The 24,884-nt window shown below is 70.9% G+C and carries 21 protein-coding genes; 3 read left to right on the forward strand and 18 right to left on the reverse strand.

The features are described 5' to 3' along the window. Positions 1-280: 280 nt before the first annotated feature. The 5 genes from alaS to DSY14_RS09320 form a co-directional block, all read right to left on the reverse strand. Positions 281-2,947 (reverse strand): alanine--tRNA ligase, encoded by a 2,667-nt coding sequence (alaS, locus tag DSY14_RS09300; RefSeq protein ID WP_211716089.1) that lies wholly within the window; start codon positions 2,945-2,947, stop codon positions 281-283. A gap of 298 nt (positions 2,948-3,245) precedes the next feature. Next, positions 3,246-3,698: a hypothetical protein gene (locus tag DSY14_RS09305; protein WP_211716090.1), complete on the reverse strand. Its 453-nt coding sequence runs from the start codon at positions 3,696-3,698 to the stop codon at positions 3,246-3,248. Positions 3,699-3,976: 278 nt separating this feature from the next. Further along, positions 3,977-4,456, reverse strand: coding sequence for a hypothetical protein (locus tag DSY14_RS09310; RefSeq protein ID WP_249187577.1), 480 nt, complete (start codon positions 4,454-4,456; stop codon positions 3,977-3,979). Between the two features lie 210 nt (positions 4,457-4,666). Further along, positions 4,667-4,942 carry a hypothetical protein gene (locus tag DSY14_RS09315; RefSeq protein ID WP_211716092.1) on the reverse strand — a complete coding sequence of 92 codons (276 nt, stop codon included), beginning with the start codon at positions 4,940-4,942 and terminating at the stop codon, positions 4,667-4,669. Then, positions 4,939-5,331, reverse strand: a complete 393-nt coding sequence (locus DSY14_RS09320; RefSeq protein ID WP_211716093.1) for a DUF948 domain-containing protein — start codon at positions 5,329-5,331, stop codon at positions 4,939-4,941. Before DSY14_RS09320 ends, DSY14_RS09315 begins: the two co-directional genes overlap by 4 nt. 390 nt (positions 5,332-5,721) lie before the next feature. Between DSY14_RS09320 and DSY14_RS09325 the strand changes: the two genes are divergently transcribed. Further along, the gene (locus DSY14_RS09325) at positions 5,722-7,296 is read left to right on the forward strand and encodes a protein kinase (RefSeq protein WP_211716094.1); all 1,575 of its coding nucleotides are present in this window, start codon (positions 5,722-5,724) and stop codon (positions 7,294-7,296) included. 49 nt (positions 7,297-7,345) lie between these two features. On the opposite strand, the gene DSY14_RS09330 is transcribed toward DSY14_RS09325, so the two are convergent. Next, positions 7,346-8,683: a replication-associated recombination protein A gene (locus tag DSY14_RS09330; protein WP_211716095.1), complete on the reverse strand. Its 1,338-nt coding sequence runs from the start codon at positions 8,681-8,683 to the stop codon at positions 7,346-7,348. Between the two features lie 36 nt (positions 8,684-8,719). After that, positions 8,720-10,753, reverse strand: a complete 2,034-nt coding sequence (locus DSY14_RS09335; RefSeq protein ID WP_211716096.1) for a SpoIIE family protein phosphatase — start codon at positions 10,751-10,753, stop codon at positions 8,720-8,722. Between the two features lie 571 nt (positions 10,754-11,324). Between DSY14_RS09335 and DSY14_RS29185 the strand changes: the two genes are divergently transcribed. After that, positions 11,325-11,453 carry a hypothetical protein gene (locus DSY14_RS29185; RefSeq protein WP_283091604.1) on the forward strand — a complete coding sequence of 43 codons (129 nt, stop codon included), beginning with the start codon at positions 11,325-11,327 and terminating at the stop codon, positions 11,451-11,453. 88 nt (positions 11,454-11,541) lie between these two features. On the opposite strand, the gene aspS is transcribed toward DSY14_RS29185, so the two are convergent. Together aspS and DSY14_RS09345 are read right to left on the reverse strand one after the other, a co-directional pair. Beyond that, positions 11,542-13,296, reverse strand: a complete 1,755-nt coding sequence (aspS, locus tag DSY14_RS09340) for an aspartate--tRNA ligase (protein ID WP_211716097.1) — start codon at positions 13,294-13,296, stop codon at positions 11,542-11,544. A gap of 270 nt (positions 13,297-13,566) precedes the next feature. Next, positions 13,567-14,244: an MBL fold metallo-hydrolase gene (locus DSY14_RS09345; protein ID WP_211716098.1), complete on the reverse strand. Its 678-nt coding sequence runs from the start codon at positions 14,242-14,244 to the stop codon at positions 13,567-13,569. Between the two features lie 457 nt (positions 14,245-14,701). On the opposite strand from DSY14_RS09345, the gene DSY14_RS09350 reads away from it, so the two are divergent. Further along, positions 14,702-15,934: a DUF349 domain-containing protein gene (locus DSY14_RS09350; protein WP_211716099.1), complete on the forward strand. Its 1,233-nt coding sequence runs from the start codon at positions 14,702-14,704 to the stop codon at positions 15,932-15,934. 345 nt (positions 15,935-16,279) lie between these two features. Here DSY14_RS09350 and DSY14_RS09355 read toward each other — a convergent pair whose 3' ends face one another. The 9 genes from DSY14_RS09355 to DSY14_RS09395 form a co-directional block, all read right to left on the reverse strand. Continuing rightward, positions 16,280-16,972, reverse strand: a complete 693-nt coding sequence (locus DSY14_RS09355; protein ID WP_211716100.1) for a DUF6479 family protein — start codon at positions 16,970-16,972, stop codon at positions 16,280-16,282. A 162-nt stretch (positions 16,973-17,134) separates the two neighbouring features. Continuing rightward, positions 17,135-18,328 carry a methionine adenosyltransferase gene (gene metK, locus DSY14_RS09360; protein ID WP_211716101.1) on the reverse strand — a complete coding sequence of 398 codons (1,194 nt, stop codon included), beginning with the start codon at positions 18,326-18,328 and terminating at the stop codon, positions 17,135-17,137. 288 nt (positions 18,329-18,616) lie between these two features. Beyond that, positions 18,617-19,819, reverse strand: a complete 1,203-nt coding sequence (gene coaBC / locus DSY14_RS09365; protein ID WP_211716108.1) for a bifunctional phosphopantothenoylcysteine decarboxylase/phosphopantothenate--cysteine ligase CoaBC — start codon at positions 19,817-19,819, stop codon at positions 18,617-18,619. Between the two features lie 112 nt (positions 19,820-19,931). Beyond that, positions 19,932-20,198, reverse strand: a complete 267-nt coding sequence (rpoZ, locus tag DSY14_RS09370; protein ID WP_211716102.1) for a DNA-directed RNA polymerase subunit omega — start codon at positions 20,196-20,198, stop codon at positions 19,932-19,934. A gap of 114 nt (positions 20,199-20,312) precedes the next feature. Then, positions 20,313-20,903, reverse strand: coding sequence for a guanylate kinase (gene gmk / locus DSY14_RS09375; RefSeq protein ID WP_211716103.1), 591 nt, complete (start codon positions 20,901-20,903; stop codon positions 20,313-20,315). Positions 20,904-21,222: 319 nt separating this feature from the next. Next, positions 21,223-21,546: an integration host factor, actinobacterial type gene (mihF, locus tag DSY14_RS09380; protein ID WP_017546565.1), complete on the reverse strand. Its 324-nt coding sequence runs from the start codon at positions 21,544-21,546 to the stop codon at positions 21,223-21,225. A 391-nt stretch (positions 21,547-21,937) separates the two neighbouring features. Next, positions 21,938-22,645, reverse strand: coding sequence for an orotidine-5'-phosphate decarboxylase (gene pyrF / locus DSY14_RS09385; RefSeq protein WP_211716104.1), 708 nt, complete (start codon positions 22,643-22,645; stop codon positions 21,938-21,940). A 304-nt stretch (positions 22,646-22,949) separates the two neighbouring features. Further along, positions 22,950-23,885, reverse strand: coding sequence for a dihydroorotate dehydrogenase (locus DSY14_RS09390; RefSeq protein ID WP_211716105.1), 936 nt, complete (start codon positions 23,883-23,885; stop codon positions 22,950-22,952). A gap of 76 nt (positions 23,886-23,961) precedes the next feature. Further along, positions 23,962-24,861, reverse strand: coding sequence for a dihydroorotate dehydrogenase electron transfer subunit (locus DSY14_RS09395; protein WP_211716109.1), 900 nt, complete (start codon positions 24,859-24,861; stop codon positions 23,962-23,964). Positions 24,862-24,884: the final 23 nt, after the last annotated feature.

Genomic DNA, 24,884 nt, shown 5'->3' on the forward strand with positions numbered 1-24,884 from the left:
TCTCCGAGCGGGCGAGGGGCCACGCTGCGTGCCACGGCGGCGTTCGAGGCGAACACGTACCGTCCGAGTGTAGGCCACCCCGACGCCGACGCGTGTCGGGGACGGGCGCGATGTCGGGTTCGGCACGGTCGACGGGTGTGAGGCGTGAGAACAACCGTATGGTCACACGGAGTTACTCTACGGCCCGTTCTGCGCGGGGGTCGTCGACCGCGCGGGCTCGGAGTGGCGAACGCCCCGCACGGGTCCCCTTCCGGGGCCGCACGGGGCGTCCACACGTGCCTCAGACGCCGGCCACGCGGGCCTCCACGGCCCGGAGGGCCTCGTCGACCTTGTCGGGGTCGCTGCCGCCGCCCTGGGCGATGTCGGGCTTGCCACCGCCACCGCCGCCGAGGGCGCGAGCGGCCACGCCCACCAGTTCCCCGGCCTTGACGCCGGCCTTCTGCGCCGCCTTGTTCGCGGCGATCACCACGACGGGGCGGTCCTTGGGGACCGCGGTCATCGCGACAACCACGGGCTCGTCCTCACCGAGTCGACCGCGCACGTCCAGGACCAGCTTGCGCAGGTCGTCACCGCTCGCCCCCAGGGGCGCCTCGGTGGCCACGACCAGCGTCGAGCCGTGCCGACGCGCACGCCCGGCGATCTCGCCCGCCGCCTGCAGCACCTGGGCGGCGCGCAGCTTCTCGATCTCCTTCTCCGCGGCGCGCAGCCGGGAGACCATGGAGTCGATGCGCTCGGGCAGTTCCTCGCGCGGCGTCTTGAGCTGCTCGGAGAGTTGACCGACCAGCGCCGACTCCTTGGACAGGCGCTTGAAGGCGTCCACGCCCACCGCCGCCTCGACCCGGCGCACGCCCGAACCGATGGAGGACTCCCCCAGCAGCTTGACGATGCCCAGTCGGGAGGTGGAACCCACGTGGGTGCCACCGCACAGCTCGACGGAGTAGTCGCTCATCTCCACGACGCGGACGCGGTCGCCGTACTTCTCGCCGAACATGGCCAGGGCGCCCATCTTCAGCGCCTCGTCCAGGCTCTTCTCCTCGGTCCGCACCGCGATGTCGCCCGCCAGGACGGTGTTGACCTCCTCCTCGACCTCGGCCAGGCGGTCGCCGCCCAGCGCGTTGTCGGCGGTGAAGTCGAACCGCAGACGACCCGGGCTGTTCTCCGAACCCGCCTGACCCGCCGTGGGGCCGAGCGCGTTGCGCAGCGCCGAGTGGATGAGGTGGGTGGCCGAGTGCGAGCGCTCGATGGCGTGCCGGCGGCCGGTGTCGATGGCCGCGTGCACGGTGTCGTCCAGGACGATCTCGCCCGAGCGCACGGTCCCTCGGTGCACGAACAGGCCGGGCAGGGGCTTCTGGACGTCCTCGACGTCCACCACACCGCGCCCGTCCACGTTCAGTGTGCCCTTGTCGGCGAGCTGACCACCGCTCTCGGCGTAGAACGGGGTGCGGTCCAGGACGATCTCGACCTTGTCGCCGGCCTTGGCCGCGGGCACGCCCGCCCCGTCCACGACGATGCCGCGCACGTGCGACTCGCTGTCGGCGTCGGTGTAGCCGAGGAAGTCGGTGTCCCCCGCCGTCTCGTGCAGCTGCGCGTACAGGGAGATGTCGGCGTTGCCGAGCTTCTTGGCCTTGGCGTCGGCCTTGGCCGTGTCCTTCTGGCGCTGCATGAGCTCGCGGAAGGCGCCCTCGTCGACGGACAGACCCTGCTCCGCGGCCATCTCCAACGTGAGGTCGATGGGGAAGCCGTAGGTGTCGTGCAGCTGGAAGGCGTCCGAACCGGAGAAGACGTCGCCGCCCGCGGCGCGGGTGCGTTCGGCGGCACGACCGAACAGCGCGGTGCCCGCGCGCAGGGTGTCCGCGAAGTTCTTCTCCTCGGTGTCGATCACACCGTGGATGACCTCGGCCTTGTCCCGCAGTTCGGGGTAGATGTCCTGCATCGCGTCGATGCTGACCGCGGTCAGCTCGTGCAGGAAGAAGGTGTCGGTGCCCGAGAGCAGACGCAGGTTGCGGATGGAGCGGCGCAGGATGCGGCGCAGGACGTAGCCGGCCTTCTCGTTGCCGGGCTTGACCCCGTCGCCGACGAGCATGACGGCACTGCGCACGTGGTCGGCGATCACCCGCAGCATGACGTCGTGCTCGTGGTCGACGCCGTAGGCGGTACCCGTGAGCTCGGCGGCGCGGTGGAGCACCCGCCCCATGATGTCGGTCTCGTAGATGTTGTCGACGCCCTGCAGGACCGCGGCCAGACGCTCCAGGCCCATTCCGGTGTCGATGTTCTTCGAGGGCAGTTCGCCGAGGATCGGGTAGTCCTTGCCGCTGCCCTCACCCCGCTCGTACTGCATGAAGACGAGGTTCCAGATCTCGATGTAGCGGTTCTCGTCCGCCTCGGGTCCGCCCTCGACGCCGTACTCGGGGCCGCGGTCGTAGAAGATCTCCGAGCAGGGACCGCAGGGACCGGGCACGCCCATGTCCCAGTAGTTCTCCTCCATGCCCATGCGCTGGATGCGCTCGGGGCGCACGCCGACCTTGTCGCGCCAGATCTCCGCGGCCTCGTCGTCGTCGAGGTAGACGGTGACCCAGAGCCGCTCCGGGTCGATCCCGAAACCGCCCTGGTCGACGGGGGTGGTGACGAGCTCCCACGCCAGCGGGATCGCCTTCTCCTTGAAGTAGTCACCGAAGGAGAAGTTGCCCAGCATCTGGAAGAAGGTGGCGTGCCGGGAGGTCTTGCCGACCTCCTCGATGTCGATGGTGCGGATGCACTTCTGGACGCTGGTCGCGGTGTCCCACCGGGGGGTGCGCTGACCCAGGAAGTAGGGCTTGAAGGGGACCATGCCTGCGGGCACCAGCAGCAGCGTGGGGTCCTCGGCGATCAGGCTTGCCGAGGGCACCACGGTGTGTCCGTTCTTCTCGAAGAAACTGAGGAAGCGGCGCGCGATCTCTGCCGTCTCCATTGATGCCCTCCTGCTGTTCGGCTCCGCCGCTGCGGACGCGGCGAAGTTGTCCCTGGGTGGGACCGTGGTCACGCATGGTCGATCAGGGCCCATCGTAGAGGGGAACCCCACACCGGCGCGCATGGTTTGTCGTGGCCGCCGCGCACCCATGACACGGGACAACGGTGGCGGTCCGGTTGTTCTTCCAGGCTATCGCCGTCGGACACCGGCGCAGGACCGCCGAACCCCCCGGGAACGGGGAGGAAGGCGACGTGGGACCCGTCGCGACGGGCCCCACGCAGACGGTCGTCGGTACCGGTCAGACACCGTAGAAGGCCCGCACCCGTGGCGCGAACATGAGGCCGAGCATCACGGAGTGGACGACCAACGGCACCACGGACAGGCCGTCGCCGCCGAGGAGCATCAGGAGGAGGAACGCCAGGGCGACGACGTTGAACACGACCACACCCCAGAAGACGCGCCGGGAGCGACGCCTCATGAGGCGGGCGAGCGTGGTCGAGGCGATGCCGTAGACGAGCGGGATGAGCGCGAAGGCCAGCCCCACGGCGCCGACGCCCCCCATCAACGGGGCCACCTGCCCGTCGGTGGCCTCGGAGAGCGTCTCCAGGGCGGTGAGACCCCCGATGATGAGCAGCATCATGGTGCCCAGGAGCAGGCCGATGACGATACCGATGGGACCGCCGATGGACATGAGGGTGCGGACCGTGTGCGCCGGCCCCGGCAGGACGTCGGGGCGCTGGTAGGCCGTCATCGGTGGCCCCGACCTCATGGGCGGAGGTGGTGGCGGTGGTGGCGGCGGAGGAAACCGGCCGGAGGGTGCCGGATACCCCTGGCCCGACCCTTGGGGGGGCGAAGGGTAGTCCGACCCGGAGGGGGGATACACGTGCGTGCCTCGCAGTGTCGTGGGTGGGAGCCGTCTCCTCGCACCCTACTGAGGCGCACGGCGGGAACACGAACGTCGAGGCCCGGGGCGCGCGAGCGTCGCGGGGATCGGTCCGTCGGTCCGGGCCCCGCGACGCGTGGGCGGGCTCAGTGACCCGTGGCGTATCCGGGCGGCGCGGGGTACCCGGGTTCGGTGGGCCTGTCCTCGTAGAAGGCGCGCGTGATGGGCAGGACCATCAGGACGATCATGCCGACGGCGAAGAACAGCGGGATGACCGAGCCGAACCCGCCGTTCACCAGGGCGATGATGAGCACCAGGGCGGCCAGCGCCTGGAAGATCACGGTCGCCCACATGACGCCGACGCTGCGCCGGCCCAGCAGGGAGGCGAGAACGACGGACACCACGCCGTAGACGAGCGGGATGGCGCCCGCGACACCGAGGAGCAGCCCGGCCTCGGCCGCCGACAACGGCATGCCGGCGTTCTGCATGCCCATCAGGACCTCCTGACCGACCCGGCCTCCCGCGGTGGTCAGGCCGGCGATCGCCCAGAAGAGCAGGCCGAGCAGCAGCCCGCACGCTCCCCCGATGAACATCAGGACCCGCACGGTGACGGCGCTCCCGGGCATCCTCGGCGACGGTGCCGCCGGGCCGGTGCCGGTCGGGGCGGGGCCTTGCGCGTAAGGGTCGTTGGGTCGTTGCGGCGGGTACATGGCGGACCTCCGTCTCCTTCTCGGATGTGCCCGAACCCTCTGGAGGACCCCTACCCAGCGCGCGTCACTTCAGGTGAGGGTTCGGGTCATCCGGCGGTGATCCCTCCCGCCGCCGGCCACCGAGGGTCATCTGCCGACCGCGTCGGGGCCGTCCTCACCGCGCACGGCGGGGGTCCTGTACGTGGGCGCGTAGTGCCGGAGGAGTTCGGCCTCCTCCTCCCGTACGGCCTCGGCCAGGTCCTCGTTGAGTTCGCGCAGGGCGCCCTTGTACGCGCCGACCCGGTACTCGACCCGGTCGGCGATGCCTCCCGGGGTCCAGGCCTGACGGGCACGGTGGACACGATGTACCACGTAACCGCCCACGGCGGCTCCGGCGGCGAGGTAGAACAGTCGGCCGATCACGGGGTCTCCTTCCGGCGGTGTCCGCGCATCACCGCCAGGGCCTTGCGACGCCCCAGCACCCGGCGCATCGCGTAGGAGAACGAGGCGATCTTCACGAGCGGTCCGGTGAACACCGAGCGGGTGAGCGCGGTCATCGTGGAGACGTCCTCGGAGGACGCCTGCACGTTGGCCGTGATCTCCTCGACCCGGTCCAGCGAGGTGTGGGTGCGCTCGACGGTGGAGGCCACGTCGTCCAGCAGCGGCGGGGTACGTTCGCCCAGTTCGGAGACGACCTTGGTGGTCTCGTTGATGAGCTTGATCAGTTTGACGAGCGCCACGCACAGGAACGTGGCCAGCACCGCCCAGACCACCGCGGCGACGAGCGCGGCGACCTCTCCTCCGGTCAGCATTGAGGCTCCGTAGGCAGATAGCAGGATTGCTTCGAGGGTGTGCGCACGCGCCGCGAGGCGCGCGCGGACCACACGGGGGTGGGGAACCGACGACTGCGCCGGGTCGGGCTCCCGGTCACGGGACATCGTGGGGCCCGGCCGGGGCCGGGGACGTGCCGGTTTCGGCCGACCCTATCGTGTCCATCGGTCGACCGCGCGGACACGCCACGGTGTGCCTGTGAACGGAGCGTACGAGGTCGGGCCGGACACCGTCACCTCGGGGCCGCGGAGGGTCACGGGGATCGACGGGAACCGTCGCGATCCGCGACAATCCCTACACAGCAGGATGTTCACTACGATGTCGGGACACCATGCCACCCGCCTTCCACCGGAAGCACCGACAGGACACCCATGAGCCCTCGCTCTCCTCGAGAGATCTCTGTACTGGTTCCACCGGACCTCGCCCCCCTGTACCCGGACGACCCGTCGCGGATCGGTCCCTATCTCGTCCTGGGACGCCTCGGTCAGGGGTCCACCGGCACCGTCTACGCCGCCGTGGACACCTCCTCCGACAACACCGGCGACCGTCTGGTCGCGGTGAAGGGTCTCAAGGCCCCCGAACTCGACGCACCCGGCGCCTACGCGGGTCTCGACCAGCGGTTGCGGAACATGGCGGCGGCCGACCCCAAACGGGTGGTGGTCCCGCTGGCGTTCGACACCGACGCCGAACCCCCGTGGATGTCCATGCCCTACCTGGCCGGGGAACGGCTGTCCCACTTCGTCACCAAGAGGGGCGGCCTCGGGATCGGCAAGCTGGTCGCCCTGGCGATCGGGTTGGCCGAGGGCCTGTCCTCCCTGCACGCGCGCGGGGTGTCCCACGGCTCCCTGCGCCCCAGCGAGATCATCCTGGAGTCGCACGGCCCGCACATCATGGAGTGCGCCATCGCCGCGGACTCCGAGCGGCTGCGCGGTTCCGGGGCGACCTGGATGAGCCCGGAGCGGTACCGGGGCGGAGCGCCCACCACGTCCGCGGACGTGTTCGCCTGGGCGGCGGTGGTGGCCTTCGCCGGGACCGGACGCCTGCCCTTCGGCCCGGGCGAGCCCGAGGAGATCGCGCAGCGCGTGGCCGCGGGCTCCTTCGACCTGGACGGGCTGACCAAGGGACTGCGCCCCGTGGTGGGGCGCGCCCTGGACCCGAACCCCGAACGCAGGCCCAGCCTGCGCGAGGTGATCGGCGCGGTCATCGCGGTGTGGCAGCGGGAGAACGGTGAGGACGACACCCCACCGGCGCCGGGCGACCGTGAGGAGATCAGCCGGATCCTGGAGCGGGAGTGGCACGCGGTCGAACCACCGGCCCGGGTCCCCGAGGTGATCCGGTTGGAGGGCGGCGGGCCAGAACGGCGACGCACGCGGACGCTGTTGGTGGTCGGGGCCGCCGTGGTGGGCGCGGTGTTGATCGGCGGAGGGATCTGGGGCGTCGGTCGGCTGCTCGGCGGCGGCGCCGATGCCGGCCCGGTGGCCGACGACAACGACGCGACACCGGCCGAGGAGGTCGGTGTCGACGAGGAGGTGGAGCAGCCGCCCACACTGGTGGCCCGCTTCGACCCCGCCGAGCAGGACGAGCCCGAGCCCGGACAGGACGCACGTTCCTGGGTGTACACACCGGTCACCCGTGAGGGGGAGGTCCCCCGCGGTCAGGGGGTGCCCGACCATGAGACCTGGGCCGCGGAGTGGGAGGAGGACGGTGACCCCTCGGAGGTGGTCGTCCGTCCCGACGCCGAGGTGCTGTGCGCCAAGTTCTGTGCCGCCGACGACCATGTCTTCCTCGACGAGGAGGGGCGCGGGACCTGGGAACTGACCGGTAACGACTTCCAGGACTATCTGACCTGGGGGCCCGTGGTGATCGTGGAGATCACCTTCGCCGAGGACCACGAGGGCGACGGCCCCCGGGAGGTCGTCCAGGTCACGGAGCTGTTCGCCGACTGAGTCGGTCGGCCCGTCAGGGTCCCGCCGCGCGGTGGCGGCGGGACCGGCCTCAGCGGCCCCCGCCCCGCAGCACGCCCTTGATCCTGTCCAGGACCTCCGTCAGCCGCCGTTCGGTCCCGTGTCGGGTGGGACGGTAGTACTCGCGTTCGGTGAGCCCGTCCGGGGCGTGGCGTTGCGGGGCGACCCCGCCGGGATAGTCGTGCGCGTAGCGGTAGCCCTTCCCGTGTCCCAGGTCGGCGGCGCCCTTGTAGTGGGCGTCGCGCAGGTGGGCGGGGACCGGACCGGCGCGACCCGCGCGCACGTCCGCCATGGCCTCGTCGATCGCGGTGATGACGGCGTTGGACTTGGGGGCCAGACTGATGTGGATGACCGCCTGCGCCAGGTTGATGCGCGCCTCGGGCATGCCGATGAACTCGACGGCCTGCGCGGCGGCGACCGCGGTCTGCAGCGCGGTGGGGTCGGCCATGCCCACGTCCTCGCTGGCGTGCACGATGAGTCTGCGGGCGATGAAGCGGGGGTCCTCCCCCGCCTCCACCATGCGGGCCAGGTAGTGCAGGGCGGCGTCGGCGTCCGAACCGCGCATGCTCTTGATGAAGGCGCTGATGACGTCGTAGTGCTGGTCGCCGGAGCGGTCGTAGCGGACCGCGTGGCGGTCGACGGCGCGCTCGACGTGGTCGGCGGTGATCTCCACCGGCGCGGCGGCGGGAGGCCCCGCCACCAGGGCCGCCGCCTCCAGGTAGGTGAGGGACCGGCGCCCGTCTCCCCCGGCCAACCGGACGAGGTGCTCGGCCCCCTGCTCGCTGAGGGTGTAGCGGCCGTCCAGTCCGCGTTCCTCGGTCAGGGCACGGTCCACCAGAGCCGTGATGTCGCCGTCGTCGAGGGATTCCAGGGACAGCAGCAGGGACCGCGACAACAGGGGGCTGACCACGGAGAAGAAGGGATTCTCGGTGGTGGCGCCGATGAAGCTGACCCAACGGTTCTCCACCGCCGGCAACAGGGCGTCCTGCTGGGTCTTGTTGAACCGGTGGACCTCGTCCACGAAGAGCAGCGTGCGGGTGCCGTTCATGCCCATGCGGCGCTTGGCCTCATCGACGACGGCGCGCACGTCCTTGACCCCGGCGTTGACCGCCGACAGCTCCACGAACCTGCGCTTGGTGACCCGGCTGACCACGGTCGCCAGGGTGGTCTTGCCGGTACCGGGCGGGCCCCACAGGAACACGGACATGGGCGCGTCGTCCTCGACCAGGCGGCGCAGCGGACTGCCCTCCCCCAGGAGGTGACGTTGGCCCACGACCTCGTCGAGGGTGCGCGGCCGCATGCGCACGGCCAGCGGTTCCTGTCCCTTGGCCGCCTCGGCCCCGGCATCGTCGAACAGTGTTTCGGACACCCGTCCAGGGTAGGCGAGGCCGGGGACGGTCCGGGATCAGTGGGAGGGGACCGACAGGTTCTCCGGGCTCTCGGCCTGCTCGGGCGGTGGCGTGGCGCGCGGGATCATCCGGGTGATGAGCAGGGCGATGTCGTCGCCGCGCCCTGCGGGCGCCATCTCCGCGAGGACCTGCGCGGCGGCCTTGGGGTTCTCCCCGTGCTCGGCCAGCGCCGCGCCCACCTGGGCCAGACCGTCCTGCATGGGCACGTCCGAGCTCTCCACGAGCCCGTCCGAGCACAGCAGCAGTGTGCTGCCGGGGGCCAGGACCCGGGTGGTGACGGTGTACTCGGTGTCGGGCAGCACCCCCAGGGGAGGCCCGGTCTCGGGCGACCAGAGCTCGTAGGCGCCCTGGGAGGCGAGTACCGCCGGGGGCTGTCCGGCCCAGGCGGCCTGCATGACGCCGTTCTCCCGGTCGACCACCAGGTAGCCACAGGTGGCGAACACGATCTCGCCCGTCTCGGTGAGCAACCGGTTGGTCTCCCCCAGGACGACACCGGGGTCGGACTGGTTGGAGGCGTAGGCACGGAAGGCCACACGGATCTGGCCCATGGCGGCGGCCGCCTCCACACCGTGGCCCTGCACGTCGCCGACCAGGAGCCCGACCTTGTTGTCGGGCAGTTCGATGACGTCGTAGAAGTCACCGCAGATCCGCCACTCCGCCCGCGAGGGCAGGTACTTGGTGGCGATGTCCATGTCCGGGAAGCTGGCGACCTGGCGGGGCAGCATGCGGCGCTGGACGGCGTCGGCCAGTTCCAGTTCGGCCTGCTGCGCCTTGATCCGCTGCAGGGCCTGCCCCGCGAGCCCGGCGAAGGTGAGCATGAGCGCGCGCTCGTCACGACTGGCGTGGTGGGGCCGGTCCCAGACCATCTGCCACACGCCCAGGGAGACCTTGCCGTCACCGAAGATCGGCACGGTGGCCCAGGCCTGGCCGCGGATCGAACGCAACATCTCCGCGGCGGCGGGGAAGCGGCTGACGATCTCGGCCCGGCTCTCGAAGAACCGGGGCTGGCGGTCCTGGATGACCGCGCCCATCGGGTAGTCGGTGTCGTCGGCGCGGCGCCCGTCGATCCGGCTGATGTTGCTGCCCCGGTCGGGGGCGTTGGGCGAGGCGCGCAGCACCCCCTCCTCGACGTAGAGGGCGCTCGCGTGGAAGCCGCCGAAGATCGGCAGGAACTCCTCACTGAGCAGGTCCATGACCTTGTCGACGGTCGTGGCGGACACGAGCTTGGAGGAGAGCTCGGTGACCAGACGACCGTGCTCGGCCTCGGTGCGGCGGCGATCGGCCAGCCGACGGACCAACTGGACGTGCTCGGTGACGTCGTCGACGATCCCGACGAGGCGGTCGGGGGTGCCGGGGACGAACCGGGCGCGCACGTGGAGGGAGCGTTCGTCGCCGAGGCGGTCGAAGACACGGAAGCGTTGTTCGTAGTCGCGCCCGGCCAGGGATGCCGACATGGCGTCGCGTACGCGGGCGGTGTCGTCGGGGTGGATGCGCTCCAGGATGTTCTCCAGGGCGCAGTCGTTGCCGGCCAGGAGCGCGCCGAGGGGTGTGGGGCCGAACAGCTCACGGATGCGACCGTTGCTCAGGTCCAGGCTCCACAGCACGGAGTCGGAGTTGTCGGTGCGCAGGTCACCGACGACCCGCAGGTCCGCCTCCTCGGTGGAGAGGGTGTGGACCAGGAGCACGACGGTGTCGTGGTCGGTCTCGGGACGGACCGGACGCGCCTCGACCTCGGCCAACCGGGAGGCCCGGTCGGTGACGGCCAGGTGCAGGCGGGCGCGGCGGACGTCGCCGTCGAGGGCGTCACGGTGCAGACGCGCCCCCTGGTCGACCTCGTCCCCCTCCAGGAGGTCGAACCAGAACGTGCCGGCGAGTTCGGCGGCGGTGCGACCGAACAGCTCGGTGAACGCGAGGTTGGCGTGCCGAATCGCACCGTCCGCCCCGGTGAGGGCCAAGGGCTCGGGCGCATGGCGGAAAGCCCCCGCGAGCGCGGCCTCGGAGCCATCGCCTGAAGCACGTTTTCCGTTCACGTATGACTCATCCTCATGTCGTCTCGGACGTCACACCCGTGCACAGGCACGGTCACCCCTGGAACGTTCCGATTCGGCTCATTGTAGTGTCCGAAAGCAGACCCGGTCCGGGTAAGGACCGGAGCGGGCAGATGATTCCCGGTCGCCTTCGACCGCGCCACCTCGTCGAACCCCTCGACGCTCACGCCGTTACGGCGGTGTCCGCACGGCCGGCGCCGTCCTCGGGTTCCCTCCCGGACGACTCCGGAGCGTGAATCGTTACGCTCGCGTGATCCGGTGGCGCTCGAACGCGCTCCCTCCCCTCCGGGCCCGCTACGGGCCGGTTCCGCCGGTGCACCGATGTCGTTCCAGGACGTGTGCCATGCGCGGCGCGGGAGGGTGATTCGCCCCCAACGGTAGGGGATGACGGGCCCGACCGCATCCGCGGTCGAGCGACCCCGCCACAACCCACGGGTGCTTTGGTGGGTTCATCGCCGCTTTCCGCCCGGTGACCGAATGTGGAAAGTTCAAAGGGGTGACTTTGCGGGCACCGAAACTGCAGCGGAGAACTCGCCGACCCCCGAGGACGCTCATGGACACTGTCACCGGCCACCCCGCTCCCGGACCCACCACCCTCAACTGGACCTGTCCGCTCTGTAGCCACCGCAACCCCGAAGACGAAGACATCTGCTGCCAACAGTGCGGCGCGGGCAAGCGCTGACGGGCCACGATCCCGCCCTCTCCCCCACGACGACGGGGCGGCGCGCGGGTGGACCCGCGCGCCGCCCCGCTCAGAGGATCCGTGACGCCTATCCGGCCTTCTCCGCCTTCTCGGCCTCCGGGTCCACGTCCACACCGGCCTCGGCCCTCTGGGCCTCGGTGATCGGCGTGGGTGCCCCGGTCAGCGGGTCACCGCCCGACGCGGTCTTGGGGAAGGCGATGACCTCGCGGATCGTGGGCTGACCGGCCAGCAGCATGATGATCCGGTCCCAGCCCACGGCCAGACCGCCGTGCGGAGGCGGGCCGAACTTGAACGCCTCCAGCAGGAAGCCGAACTTGGACTCGGCCTCCTCCTTGGTCAGACCGATCGTGTCGAACACGCGCTGCTGCATCTCGGCGCGGTGGATACGGATCGAACCCGACACCAGCTCGTACCCGTTGAGCACGAGGTCGAAGGCGCGCGAGTTCGTGGTGCCGGGGTGGTCCTGGAAGTCGCCCTCGTCCTCGGCCGCCGGAGCGGTGAAGGGGTGGTGGACCGGCTTCCAGGAGCCCTCCTCGTCCGCCTCCTCGAACAGGGGCATGTCCGTGATCCACAGGATCTCCCAGCGGGAGGTGTCGATCAGGTCGCAGCGACGGCCGATCTCCAGGCGGGCCGCGCCCAGCAGTTCCTGGCTGTCGGAGCGCTTGCCCGCCCCGAAGAAGATCGCGTCACCGGGGGCGGCGCCGACCTCGGCGACCAGGCCCTCACGCTCGGCGTCGGACAGGTTCTTGGCGACCGGACCACCCAGGGTGCCGTCCTCCTGGACCAGCACGTAGGCCAGACCCTTCGCGCCGCGCGAGCGCGCCCACTCCTGCCAGGCGTCGAGTTCCTTGCGGGTCTGCCCGGCACCGCCCGGCATGACCACGGCGCCCACGTAGGGGGCCTTGAAGACCCGGAACGTGGTGTCGGCGAAGTACCCGGTCATCTCGACCAGCTCGTTGCCGAAGCGCAGGTCCGGCTTGTCCGAGCCGAAGCGGTCCATCGCCTCGGCGTACGTCATGCGCGGGAACCGCTCGGGCAGCGTGACGTCGCGGACCTCGCGCAGCAGACGGGTGAAGAGCTTCTCACCGACGGCGAAGAGGTCCTCCTCGTCGACGAAGCTCATCTCCAGGTCGATCTGGGTGAACTCGGGCTGGCGGTCGGCGCGCAGGTCCTCGTCACGGAAGCAGCGGGTGAGCTGGTAGTAGCGCTCCATACCGGCGACCATGAGCAGCTGCTTGAACAGCTGCGGGGACTGCGGCAGCGCGTACCAGTGGCCCGGCTGCAGACGGACCGGGACCAGGAAGTCACGGGCGCCCTCGGGGGTGGACCGGGTCATGTACGGCGTCTCGACGTACGTGAAACCCAGGTCGCGCATGGTCTCGTGGGCGATGTAGGTCGCCTTGGAGCGCACCCGCAGGTTCTCGGCCATCTCGTCGCGACGGATGTCGAGGTAGCGGTAGCGCAGCCGGGTCTCCTCGGCGACGTCGGCGGCGCTGTCCAGCTGGAACGGCAGCGGGGCCGCCTCGCTGAGCACCTCGATCTCGTCGGCGACGACCTCGACCGAACCGGTGGGGATCTCGGGGTTCTCGTTCCCCTCGGGACGGACACGGACCGAGCCGGTGACCTTGATGCAGTACTCGGCGCGGAGGTCGTGGGCGAGGTCGTCCTCACGGACGACGACCTGCACCACCCCGGAGGCCTCGCGCAGGTCGAGGAAGACCACGCCACCGTGGTCGCGGCGGCGGGCCACCCAGCCGGCCAGGACGACGGTCGCGCCGGCGTTCTCGGCGCGCAGCGCACCTGCCTCATGCGTGCGGATCAACGAACTTCTCCTTCAGCGTCTTCGTTCATGTCAAGTGTGCCCGACCTGCGCAGGGGTACGGGCCGATCCTGTGCACACCGCCCGACGCGGTCCCCGTGCCACGGGGTCGGTCGGTGGGGTGTGGAGACCACCGGAACCCGCTTCGCGCGGGGATCCGGTGCGGATATCTCGTCCGTCGTACGGGCGAGGGCCCGCACTACGGCGGTCGACGCTGCGGTCCTGCTCGAAGGTCATGTCGTTCCCGCGGGGTGGGCCGGTGCGGACTCGGGGTCAACCGGCGATGTCGCGCAGGTACGGGTTGGTGGCACGCTCGCGCTCCACGGTGGTGCCGGGCCCGTGGCCGGGCAGGATCCGCGTGGCGTCGGGGCGTCCCAGGACCGCGGAGGCGAGGCTGCGGTTCATCTCGGCGGCGTCACCGCCGGGGAAGTCGGTGCGGCCGATGGATCCGGCGAAGACGAGGTCGCCGGCGAACATGACCGGGTCCCCGTCCTCGGCGGTCACCGTGTACACGACCGACCCGGGGGTGTGGCCGGGAGTGTGCTCGACCGCGAACTCGACGCCGGCCAGGGCCAGGGTCTGATCGCCGGCGACCTCGCGCAGGTCCGGGGGCACCGGGTAGGGGCCCGGGCCCAACAACATCTGCAGCTGCGCCGCGAAACCGGCGTCCACGCCGGCGGCGGGTTCGGTGAGCAGACCGTGGTCGGCCGGGTGCAGGTACACCGGCACCTCATGGGCCTCGGCGAGTTCGGGTGCGGACCACACGTGGTCGAAGTGCCCGTGTGTGAGCAGGATCGCGGCCGGGGTCAGGTCGTGTTCGGCCAGGACCTTGGCGACCTGGGCCGAGGCCTCCTGACCGGGGTCGACGATGACGCAGTCGCCGCCCGGGGCCGGAGCGAGCACGTAGCAGTTCGCGGCGAGGGGCCCGGAGGGTAGTGCGGCGATGAGCACGGCGGTGGTCGTCCTGTTCCTGGGCGGTCGTGGTCGGTGCGGAGCTGCCGGAGCGCGGGGCGCCACGGTGCCGTCGAACAGAGCCTACCGAGAGGGAGGAGGGGCGGCGAACCGAAAAGCACATAGGAGAAGGCGTTTGATCACCATTCGATCACCGCGCGCGCTCGGACTCTTTGCTGAACCGCGTGATAATGCCATATTGGTGACCGTCACCGTGTACGTCGAGGCCCTCGACCTGCGTCTCCTTCCCGAGGCATCCGGATCGGACCGACGACGCGGAGACGAAAAGCAGACCCGAAGTTCTGCGCAGACGTTGAACACGGCGCGTCGTTGTCCGCCGGAACGTGGGGATATCGTGCAGGGCACGGTGGTTTCCCCTCACGCAGAGGCCGGACGCCGCCGCGACGACCCGAACCCGACCCCACCCCGGCCGGGTTCACGACAGCAGGAGGACACGGTGACCACGGACCCTTGGGGCCGCGTAGACGACGACGGCACGGTCTATGTGCGCACAGGTGATGGCGAGCGGGTCGTCGGATCGTGGCAGGCGGGTGCGCCGGAGGAGGCCCTGACCTTCTACCGGAACAAGTACGACGCGCTCGTGACCCAGGTGGAGCTGCTGGAGAAGCGGCTGCGCAGCACCGACCTGTCGGCGTCGGCCGCGATGAGCAGCATCGACAAGCTCCGTGAGTCGGTCAAGGACGCCAACGCCGTCGGTGACCTGGAGTCCCTCATGGGGCGACTGGACGCTCTGGCCGGCCGCGCCGAGGAGCGCAAGGTCGAGCAGAAGCAGGCCCAGGAGCAGGCCCGCGGCCAGGCCCGCGAGGTCAAGGAACGGATCGTCGCCGAGGCCGAGCGCGTCGCCGTCGAGACGACCCACTGGAAGTCCGGCGGCGAGCGGATGCTCCAGCTGATCGAGGAGTGGAAGAAGGCCCCCCGGGCCGACCGCCCCACCGAGCAGGCGCTGTGGAAGCGCATGTCGGCGGCGCGCAACTCCTTCTCCAAGCGGCGCAAGGCCTACTTCGCCAACCTGGACCAGCAGCGCGAGGGAGTGCGCGGCGAGAAGGAGCGGATCGTCGCCGAGGCCGAGGCGCTGTCCGGCTCCACCGAGTGGGGCCCCACCGCCCGCGCCTACCGCGACCTGATGCAGCGGTGGAAGGCCGGCGGCCGCGCCGACCGGGCCAGTGAGGACAAGCTGTGGGGCCGGTTCAAGGCCGCCCAGGACACGTTCTTCGACGCGCGTAACGCGGCCTTCGCCGAACGCGACGCCGAGCTGCGGGTCAACGCCGACGCCAAGGAGAAGATCCTGGCCGAGGCCCGGTCGGAGATCTCCGGGATCACCGACCCGCGCCGCGCCCGTGCCCGTCTGCGCGACTTCCAGGAGGCCTGGGAGGAGGCCGGCGAGCTGCCGCGTGACACGCGCGACAAGCTGGAGGGCGCCTTCCGGCAGATCGAGGACGGTGTGCGCCGGGCCGAGGACGCCGAGTGGGAGCGCACCAACCCCGAGGCCCGTGCTCGCGCCAAGGACACCGTCGACCAGCTGTCGACGGCGATCCAGGGTCTGGAGGCCAAGCTGGAGAAGGCCCGGGCCGCGGGCGACGCCCGCCGGATCAAGGAGCACGAGGCCGCTCTCGAGGCGCGCCGCTCCTGGCTGGCCGAGGCGGAGAAGGCTCTCGACGAGATGAGCTGAGGCCGCTCGGCGCAGTGACGGCCGCGGGCCGCATCCTCGGAAACGGGGGTGCGGCCCGTTCGCGTGCGGGCGTCGGGTCGAGCCGGACCTGGCCGGACCGCCGTGGGGCTGCGCGGTCGGCCTCGTGGGCGAGGTCGCCCGTCAGGGTCGGCCGGTCGCGCGCCGCTTCGGGTTCCCCGGGCGAACGCGCGGACCCGGCGCCCACGTCCGGGCGGTGGCCCCTCGGGTGCGGTGATCGTCATCGGACACGCTCGGCCCCGGGCCGGGGTGGGCCGTCGAGGTGAACGGCGCGCCCCCGACACCGGAGCACGGCCGGGGCCGGGGGCACGCCTGCGCCCGTGCGCCTCAGCGGCGCGCGTCCAGGTGGTAGACGGGCGCCCGTCCCGGGACCGTGGGGTCCTCGGGCACCGTCTCCGGCCCGTGGTCCTCGGGCACCGTCTCCGGCCCGTGGTCCTCGGGCATCGTCGGCTCCGGCTCCGGCCCGGGACCGCGCTTGCGGCGGTGACGCAGGTAGCCGCCGACACCGAGTGCCACGGACAACGACAGCACCACGCCCGCCACCACCCAGGCCACGGGCACCTGTCGGTGCACCAGGTGGACACTGGCGCTGCACGAGGCGAGCTCCGCGTCGGCGGAGGGGCGCAGGCAGACCGTGGAGACGGGCTGCACACCCCGCTCGGGCAGCGCCGCGACCTCGGCCGTCACGGTCAGGACCTCCCGCTCCCCCGGTTCCAGGGGGCGCTCCCAGACGGCCAGTCCGGTCTCGACGCCCTCCGGGGCCCCGGAGACGTAGCGCATGGACTCCGGCAGGAACTGCACGACCTCGGCTCCGGGCACGGCCTCGTACCCCGCGTTGCGCACCCTGATGGTGTACTCCACCCGGTCACCGACCCCGAGACGTTCCTCGGACCGCTCCTCGACGGTGACGTGCAGACTGCCGGCACCGGGCACCGGGCCCTCGTCCTCCGGGGCCGGCTGCCCGGGCAGGGCGATCAGCGCGGCCAGACCGACCGCCGACACCGCCGATGGCAGGGCCATGGTGTTCTCCCTCGCGACGCGACACGACTATGACTCAAAGTACATATTTCATAACACTGAGTAGTCATTCAGCGTGGGAGCCATGCGGGAGAAATGTCCGATGAACACACGGAGGGGGCGCGCGGCCGGGGCCCGGCCGCGCGCCCCCTCGGGGATGTTCTCCTAGGCGCCGACGAACGACCGCAGCGCGGCGGCGCGGTCGGTGCGCTCCCAGGTGAACTGCTCCAGCTCACGACCGAAGTGCCCGTAGGCGGCGGTCGTGGAGTAGATCGGACGCAGCAGGTCCAGGTCGCGCACGATGGCGGCGGGACGCAGGTCGAAGACCTCCTTGACGGCCTTCTCGATGAGCTCCGGGGCGACCTTCTCGGTCCCGAAGGTCTCGATGAACACACCGACCGGGTGGGCCTTGCCGATCGCGTAGGCCACCTGGACCTCGGCGCGCTCGGCCAGCTCGGCGGCGATGATGTTCTTGGCGACCCAGCGGGTGGCGTAGGCGGCCGAGCGGTCCACCTTCGACGGGTCCTTGCCGGAGAAGGCACCGCCACCGTGGCGGGCGTAGCCACCGTAGGTGTCCACGATGATCTTGCGGCCGGTCAGACCGGCGTCGCCCATCGGGCCGCCGATCTCGAAGCGACCGGTCGGGTTGACCAGGAGACGGTAGTCGTCGGACTCCAGGCCGTAGGCGGCCACGACCGGCTCGATGACGTGCTCACGGATGTCCGGGGTGAGCATCTCGTCGAGGTTGATGTCGGCGGAGTGCTGACTGGAGACGACGACCGTGTCCAGTCGGACCGGGGTCTGGCCCTCGTACTCCACGGTGACCTGGGTCTTGCCGTCGGGACGCAGGTAGGGCACGGTGCCGTCCCGACGCACCTGCGCGAGCCGCTCGGCGAGCGCGTGCGCCAGCTTGATCGGCAGCGGCATGAGCTCGGGGGTCTCGCGGTTGGCGTAACCGAACATCAGGCCCTGGTCGCCCGCGCCCTGGCGGTTGAGGACGTCCTCCTCGCGGTCGACACGGGCCTCGTAGGCGGTGTCGACGCCCTGGGCGATGTCGGGGGACTGCGCGTCGATGGAGACGTTGACCCCACAGGAGTCACCGTCGAACCCCTTGGCGGAGGAGTCGTATCCGATCTCCAGGATCTTCTCGCGCACGATGGCGGGGATGTCGACGTAGGTCTGGGTGGTGACCTCGCCCGCGATGTGGACCTGACCGGTGGTGATCAGCGTCTCGACCGCGACCCGGCTGCGGGGGTCGGTGGTGAGCATGGCGTCGAGGATCGCGTCACTGATCTGGTCGGCCATCTTGTCGGGATGGCCTTCGGTGACCGACTCGGAGGTGAAAAGGCGGCGGGACACGTGTCGTGACTCCTTGCAGCGGCTGCTGGCTGACATGGTCGGCGCGGTCTCGCCCGTCCCCGGCTTCCTGCCGAGGGCGGTCAATACCGACCGACGCGGTTGGTTATCGGTCCACTGTATCGGGACTGGTGGGAACGGGCACCGGACGGACGACCTGGTTGATCGCGTACGGGCCCGTTCGCAGTGTGCCGTACCAGGCGGTAGGACGCCAGCCTGGAGACGAAGGGATTTGTCCGCGACGGCCCCGGTGAACACGCCGCGGTCTCCGCGTGGGCGGTGACAGTGCCTTCAACGGACGCGTGCGGGCAGGCGTTCCGCCACCAGATCCCAGACCCGATCGGCCAGATCCTCCTTCGGACCTGTGGGAATGTCCACGACGGCGCCGTCGGCGGCGAGCACGGTCGCCTGGTTGTCGTCGGTACCGAACGCGCGCCCGCCGCCGACCTGGTTCACCACGAGCAGATCGCACCCCTTGCGGGCCAGCTTGGCGCGACCGTTGGGGATCACGTCGTCGGTCTCGGCCGCGAACCCCACGATGGTCTGGGCCTCGCCCTCCCGCTCTCGGGTGGTGACGAGTCCGGCGAGGATGTCGGGGTTCTCGACCAGTTCGATGGGGGCCGGGGCGGACCCGGACTTCTTGATCTTGGAGGCGGCGCTGGTGACCGGTCGGAAGTCGGCGACGGCCGCGGTCATCACGACGGCGTCGGCGCCCCGACGTTCGGCCTCCATCGCCTCGGCCAGTTCCACCGCGGAGGAGACCCGTACCAGGTCCACCCCGGCCGGATCGGGCAGGGACACGTTGGCGGCGACCAGTGTCACGTCGGCGCCGCGTGCGGCGGCGGTGCGAGCCAGGGCGTACCCCTGCCGTCCAGAGGAGTGGTTGCCGATGAATCGGACCGGGTCGATGGCCTCGCGGGTGCCCCCTGCTGAGATGACCACGCGCCGTCCGGCCAGGTCGGTCCCGCCGACGCCGCGTCGCAGCACCAGGCGGGCCGCCTCGAACAGCTCCGTCGGTTCGGGGAGCCGACCGCGGCCGGTGTCGGCACCGGTCAGGCGCCCCACCGCCGGGTCCAGGACGATCGCGCCGCGCGCACGCAGCGTGGCCACGTTGGCCTGGGTGGCGGGGTGCTCCCACATCTCGGTGTGCATGGCCGGGGCGAACACGACCGGACAACGGGCGGTGAGCAGGGTGTTGGTCAGCAGGTCGTCGGCGAGTCCGGCCGCGGCCTTGGCCAGGATGTTCGCGGTGGCCGGGGCGACGAACACCAGGTCCGCCGACTGGCCGATCCGCACGTGGGGGACCTCATGGACCCGGTCCCACACCCCGGTGTCGACGGGCTGCCCGGACAGGGCGGCCCAGGTCGGTTCGCCGACGAAGCGCAGGGCCTCGGCGGTGGGCACGACACGGACGCGGTGGCCGGACTCGGTCAGACGGCGCAGCAGCTCACACGCCTTGTAGGCGGCGATGCCGCCACCGACGCCGAGGACCACCTGGGGAAGGGATTGTGTGTCACTCACACCAGTGTTCTACCAGGACGCGCCCGCCGCACGCCCCGGACGGGGGTGCGACGGGCGCGCTCGGTGCCCTCGGTGGGGCGTGGGCTCAGCTGCCCTCGTACGGCTCGGCGGTGAGCAGGCCGGACTTGACCTCGCGCAGGGCGATGGACAGGGACTTCTCCTGGACCTGGGTCTCCACCAGCGGGCCCACGTACTCCAGCAGGCCCTCGCCCAGCTGGGCGTAGTAGGCGTTGATCTGACGGGCCCGCTTCGAGGCCATGGTGACCAGGCTGTACTTGCTGTCGACCAGCTCCAGCAGGTCATCGATCGGCGGGTTGGTGATGCCTTCGGCGACGGGCTCGGTACCAGCCACTTTGTTACCCCCAGGGACGGTCTCCGGCTCGTCGACAAGCCGTGACGTTGGTTGGATGGGACGATTCTCGGGGCCCGGGTGGGGCGCCGCCGCCGGTCGTCGGCGCGGCCGCTATCACACCTTGGGCGCGGTCATCAACGCTAGCAGCTCATCGCACACGCCCTGTACGGACGTGTTGACCAGGGTCGTGTCGAATTCCTTCTCGGCCGCCAGCTCGACCTTGGCCACCTCCAGCCTGCGCTGGATGACCTCCTCGCTCTCGGTGCCGCGGCCGGTGAGCCGGCGCACCAGTTCCTCCCACGAGGGCGGGGCGAGGAAGACGTGCAGGGCGTCGGACATGGAATCGCGGACCTGGCGCGCGCCCTGGAGTTCGATCTCCAACAGGACGGGGGTGCCGGCGTCGAGGCGTTCCACGACGGGGCCGCGCGGGGTGCCGTAGCGATTGCCGGCGAACTGGGCCCACTCCAGCAGTTCGTTCTCGGCGATGAGGCGGTCGAACTCCTCGTCGGAGACGAAGTGGTACTGAACGCCGTCGCACTCACCGGGGCGGGGTCGGCGCGTGGTCACCGACACCGACAACCACACCTGGGGGTCGGCCTCTCGCAGGTGCGCGACGACCGTGCTCTTGCCCACACCCGAGGGGCCGGACAGGACGGTCAACCGTTTCGCGACGGGGCGGGCGGGGTCCGCGTTCTGCGCAGGCATGTGAGATCAGGCTTCCATTCGGCGTGTTCGCCGCGCGGTGGGTCCGGCAGTCCGCCGGGCGCGGTCCGGCGCGGCACCGCGCGGGCGGCTCGCACGGCCGCCGACGGGCGCGCCGCGTACGGCCGCGGGAAGCTCCCTTTATACCACCGGGCCGCGGTGCGGCGGACGGGGCGTGACCTGGGGCCAACGCTCCGTCCGCCGACCACGGCCGCGGATCGTGCTTCTCACCGATGAGACCCCACCGGGTGCGGGGGCTCGTCGCGCGTCTGTGGGGGGACGCGACGCCCGGTGTTCGGCTGCTGCGCCGGGTTACCGAGCGCTACTTGGTGAGGTCGCCGAACTCGCTCTCCAGGGCGGCACGCTGGTTGGTGCCCAGACCCCGAACACGGCGCGACTCGGCGATGTTGAGCCGCTCCATGATCTGCTTCGCACGGACCTTGCCGACACCGGGAAGGGATTCGAGCAGAGCCGAAACCTTCATCTTGCCGATGACGTCGTCCTTGAGGCCGTTGGACAGCACCTCGGACAGCGAGATGCCGCCGTTCTTGAGCTTGTTCTTGACCTCCGCGCGCTCTTTTCTGGCCTTGGCGGCCTTCTCGAGAGCCGCGCTGCGCTGCTCGGGTGTGAGGGGAGGAAGGGCCACGCCGGGTCACCTCGGATTTCTACTCGTTTGTAGAGGGCGGACGCCTGCGCAAGTTAGTAGGTCTGACCCCTGTTAGGCAACGTAAAGTGCCCTTTCAAGGGCTATTTCGTTGAAGGAACTACTCAGCGTAATCATCCCATTGCGGTCAGAGACGAAAATCAGGACTTTGGTCCCGGTTGCCGAGCAGGTGAAGCGCGCGACCAGCGCAGGTCACGGAGGGGTGACCCGGGTCACCCTTTGCCATGACTGACGGGTTTTGGACACGCCTATTTGGTGACCGTCCGTGATCCACAACTGTGAGTGATGGGACGTACGCGAAGGTTCCGGGACCAATGACACGAACCACCCCGAATCGGCGCAGCACACGGGCCCCGGACCCGACGGCCGGATTTCAGACACGGGCCCCGGCCCGTCGCACCGCCGCAGCGATGGAGGCCGCCGCGGCACCGGGGTCCGGCGCACGGGTGATCGGCCGACCGATGACGAGCAGGTCCGCCCCCGCCTCGATCGCCTCCTCCGGGGTCGCGACCCGGGACTGGTCGCCCTTGTCCGCGCCGATCGGCCGTACCCCCGGGGTGATGAGGGTGACGTCCGGCCCGACCTCCGCGCGGATCGACGCGACCTCGTGCGGGGAGCACACCAGCGCCCGCGCCCCCGCGCCCACCGCGAGCACCGACAGACGCCGCACCGCGTCCCGCGCCGGACCGAGCAGCCCCACCTGCTCCAGGTCCGCCTCGTTCATCGAGGTGAGCACCGTCACCGCCGCGATCCGGGTCTCCGGGGCCGCCTCGACCGCGGCCCGGACCATGTCCGCTCCCCCACCGGCGTGCACGGTCAGGATCGAGGGGCGCAGACCGGCCACGCTGCGGGCGGCGCCCGCGACGGTGGCCGGGATGTCGTGCAGCTTGAGGTCGAGGAAGACCCCCACGCGGTTGGCGCCGCGCACCGCGCTGATCACGTCGGGCCCGTAGCGCAGGTACAGCTCCAGACCTACCTTCACCGTGCTCACGTGCGGGGCCACGGCGGAGGCCCAGGTGGCCGCCGTCTCGATGTCGCCCGCATCGATGGCGACGGCGATGGGCGCGGAAGGCGCGGTCATGTCGGTCTCTCCAATCGTGTGACCCGGCCGGAGCGCGGGGTCCGGCACTCGCCGCCGTTCTCACGAACGTGCTTACGAATGCACATCCACTGTCATGTGCACACCGCTAGGTGTGCGATTCCCAGGATCGAGCGCTTCATGCGCCCGATCCACGTCACTTCCCCGTAACGGCCGCCCAAACGGCCACAGGCGGACGCCGACCCCGCGGCCGTGCCCGATATGCCCGGAGCACCCGTTCGGCCACACAGAGCCATCTCAACGCGATTCAGGCCGGTCAGAGCCTTGTGGTCCGGTGACCCGTCCGTCACAGCCCAGAGCGGTGCGCCGCTCCGACGACCTTCGCGGCCTTGGACACGCCCCGTGCGTACAGAGCCTCGGTGAACTCACGGAGGATCCGGGTGCACGCGGAGGGGTCGGAGAAGTTCACCGTCCCCACCGCCACGGCGCTCGCCCCGGCCGCCATGAACTCCAGGACGTCGGTGCCGGTGCGCACGCCGCCCACGCCCACGATCGGCACGTGGGGCAGCGCCTCGTGGACCCGGTAGACGCATCCGACCGCCAACGGGCGGATCGCCGGACCGGAGAGCCCGCCCATCCCCCCGGCCACGGCGGGGCGCAGCGTGCGGGTGTCCACGCTCATCCCCCGCAGGGTGTTGATCATGGTGAGCCCGTCGGCTCTGGCGCCGACGCACGCCTCGGCCAGCTTCACCACGTCCGGTACGTCGGCGGCGAGCTTGGCCAGCACCGGCAGGTCCGAGCGCGCGTGCGAACGCACCGTCTGCACGACGGCGGCGGCCTGGACCGGGTCGTCCGCGAAGTGCCGTCCGGTCGGGTCGGCGGGGTCGGGACAGGACAGGTTGACCTCGATGGCGTCCACGCCCTCGGCCTCCGAGACCCGGCGGGCCAGCTCGCCGAACTCGCCCACCCCGGATCCGGCGATCGACACGATCGCCCGACCGCCCCGGGACAACAGCCACGGCAGGTCCCGTTGGAGGAACACGTCCACCCCCGGCCCCTGGAGGCCCGTGGTGCTGAGCATCCCGCTCGGGGTCTCCGCCATGCGCGGTGCCGGGCGTCCGGCACGGGGCTCCAACATGACCGACTTGGTGGTGACGGCGCCGATCTCCGCCACGTCGAAGAACTGCGCCAGTTCGCGTCCCGACCCCGCGCACCCGGCGGCGGTGACCACCGGGTTGGGGAGTTTCAGGGAGCCCAGCCTGGTCCTGAGGTCTGCGTTCACGTGTTTTCGCTCGCTCGTGGTCGCCCGGGCGCCGAGCGCCCGGGGCCTGGGGTGACTCATCGGTGTGGTGGTGCGGTCAGGCGATGTCGCGGGTCGGCTCCACCACACGGGAGGCACCCGACCCCTTCCAACCGGGTGCGCCCAACGCGTCGAACGGGATGCTGCCGGCGTCGTCGAAGCGCACCTGCTCGCCCCGGAAGACGGGCCCGTCCACGCAGGAGCGCACCATCCTGGTGATGCCGTCCTCCCCCACCACCGGGATGACACAGGTCATGCAGATCCCGATGCCGCAGGCCATGGTCTCCTCGACCGCCACCTGCACGGGGACGCCGTGGGCGCTGCCCACCTGGGTCACGGCGCGCAGCATCGGCATGGGTCCGCAGGCGTACACCGCGTCGGACCGCGCGCTCTCGATCACCCGGCCCAGCACGTCGGTGACGCGCCCACGGGTCCCGAAGGAACCGTCGTCGGTGGTGAACTCGGCGGTCTCGGCGATGCGTCGGGCCGTGATCGCGCTGAACACGCGGTCCGCCGAGGCGGCGCCCAGGACGAAGTCCACCCGGCAGCCGCGCCGCCGCAGCGACTGGGCCAGGGGGAACAGCGGGGCGCTCCCCGACCCCCCGCCCACGAGCACGCAGTTGACCGGATCCCGGGGCAGGGGGAACGGTCGGCCCAGCGGACCCACCACGTCCAGCAGGTCGCGTGATCTTCGTTCGGCCAGCCACGCGGTCCCGCTGCCGCGCACCGCGAACAGGAACTCGACGGTGCCGCCGTAGTCGGGTTTGACGTCGTGAATGGCGAAGGGTCGGCGCAACAGGGTGCTGGAGTGGTCGCCTCCGACCGCCACCGAGACGAACTGCCCGGAGCGGAACCGTTCGGCTATACCCGGGGCGACGACGGTGATGGCGTAGTAGGCGTCCACTCTGCGTACGTTCAGCACGGGGCACCTGACCTGCACCGGTCCGTTGTCGCTCATCTGTGCTGGGTGCCTCTCTGGAC

Source organism: Nocardiopsis sp. MG754419 (genome assembly GCF_018207095.1).
Lineage (GTDB): Bacteria > Actinomycetota > Actinomycetes > Streptosporangiales > Streptosporangiaceae > Nocardiopsis.

Excerpts from the sequence above, each read along its gene's own strand:
- alaS (WP_211716089.1), bottom strand. The coding sequence starts at position 2,947 with ATGGAGACGGCAGAGATCGCGCGCCGCTTCCTCAGTTTCTTCGAGAAG.
- DSY14_RS09305 (WP_211716090.1), bottom strand. The coding sequence starts at position 3,698 with ATGACGGCCTACCAGCGCCCCGACGTCCTGCCGGGGCCGGCGCACACG.
- DSY14_RS09310 (WP_249187577.1), bottom strand. The coding sequence starts at position 4,456 with ATGCCCGGGAGCGCCGTCACCGTGCGGGTCCTGATGTTCATCGGGGGA.
- DSY14_RS09320 (WP_211716093.1), bottom strand. The coding sequence starts at position 5,331 with ATGCTGACCGGAGGAGAGGTCGCCGCGCTCGTCGCCGCGGTGGTCTGG.
- DSY14_RS09325 (WP_211716094.1), top strand. The coding sequence starts at position 5,722 with ATGAGCCCTCGCTCTCCTCGAGAGATCTCTGTACTGGTTCCACCGGAC.
- DSY14_RS29185 (WP_283091604.1), top strand. The coding sequence starts at position 11,325 with ATGGACACTGTCACCGGCCACCCCGCTCCCGGACCCACCACCCTCAAC.
- DSY14_RS09355 (WP_211716100.1), bottom strand. The coding sequence starts at position 16,972 with ATGGCCCTGCCATCGGCGGTGTCGGCGGTCGGTCTGGCCGCGCTGATC.
- gmk (WP_211716103.1), bottom strand. The coding sequence starts at position 20,903 with ATGCCTGCGCAGAACGCGGACCCCGCCCGCCCCGTCGCGAAACGGTTG.
- pyrF (WP_211716104.1), bottom strand. The coding sequence starts at position 22,645 with ATGACCGCGCCTTCCGCGCCCATCGCCGTCGCCATCGATGCGGGCGAC.
- DSY14_RS09395 (WP_211716109.1), bottom strand. The coding sequence starts at position 24,861 with ATGAGCGACAACGGACCGGTGCAGGTCAGGTGCCCCGTGCTGAACGTA.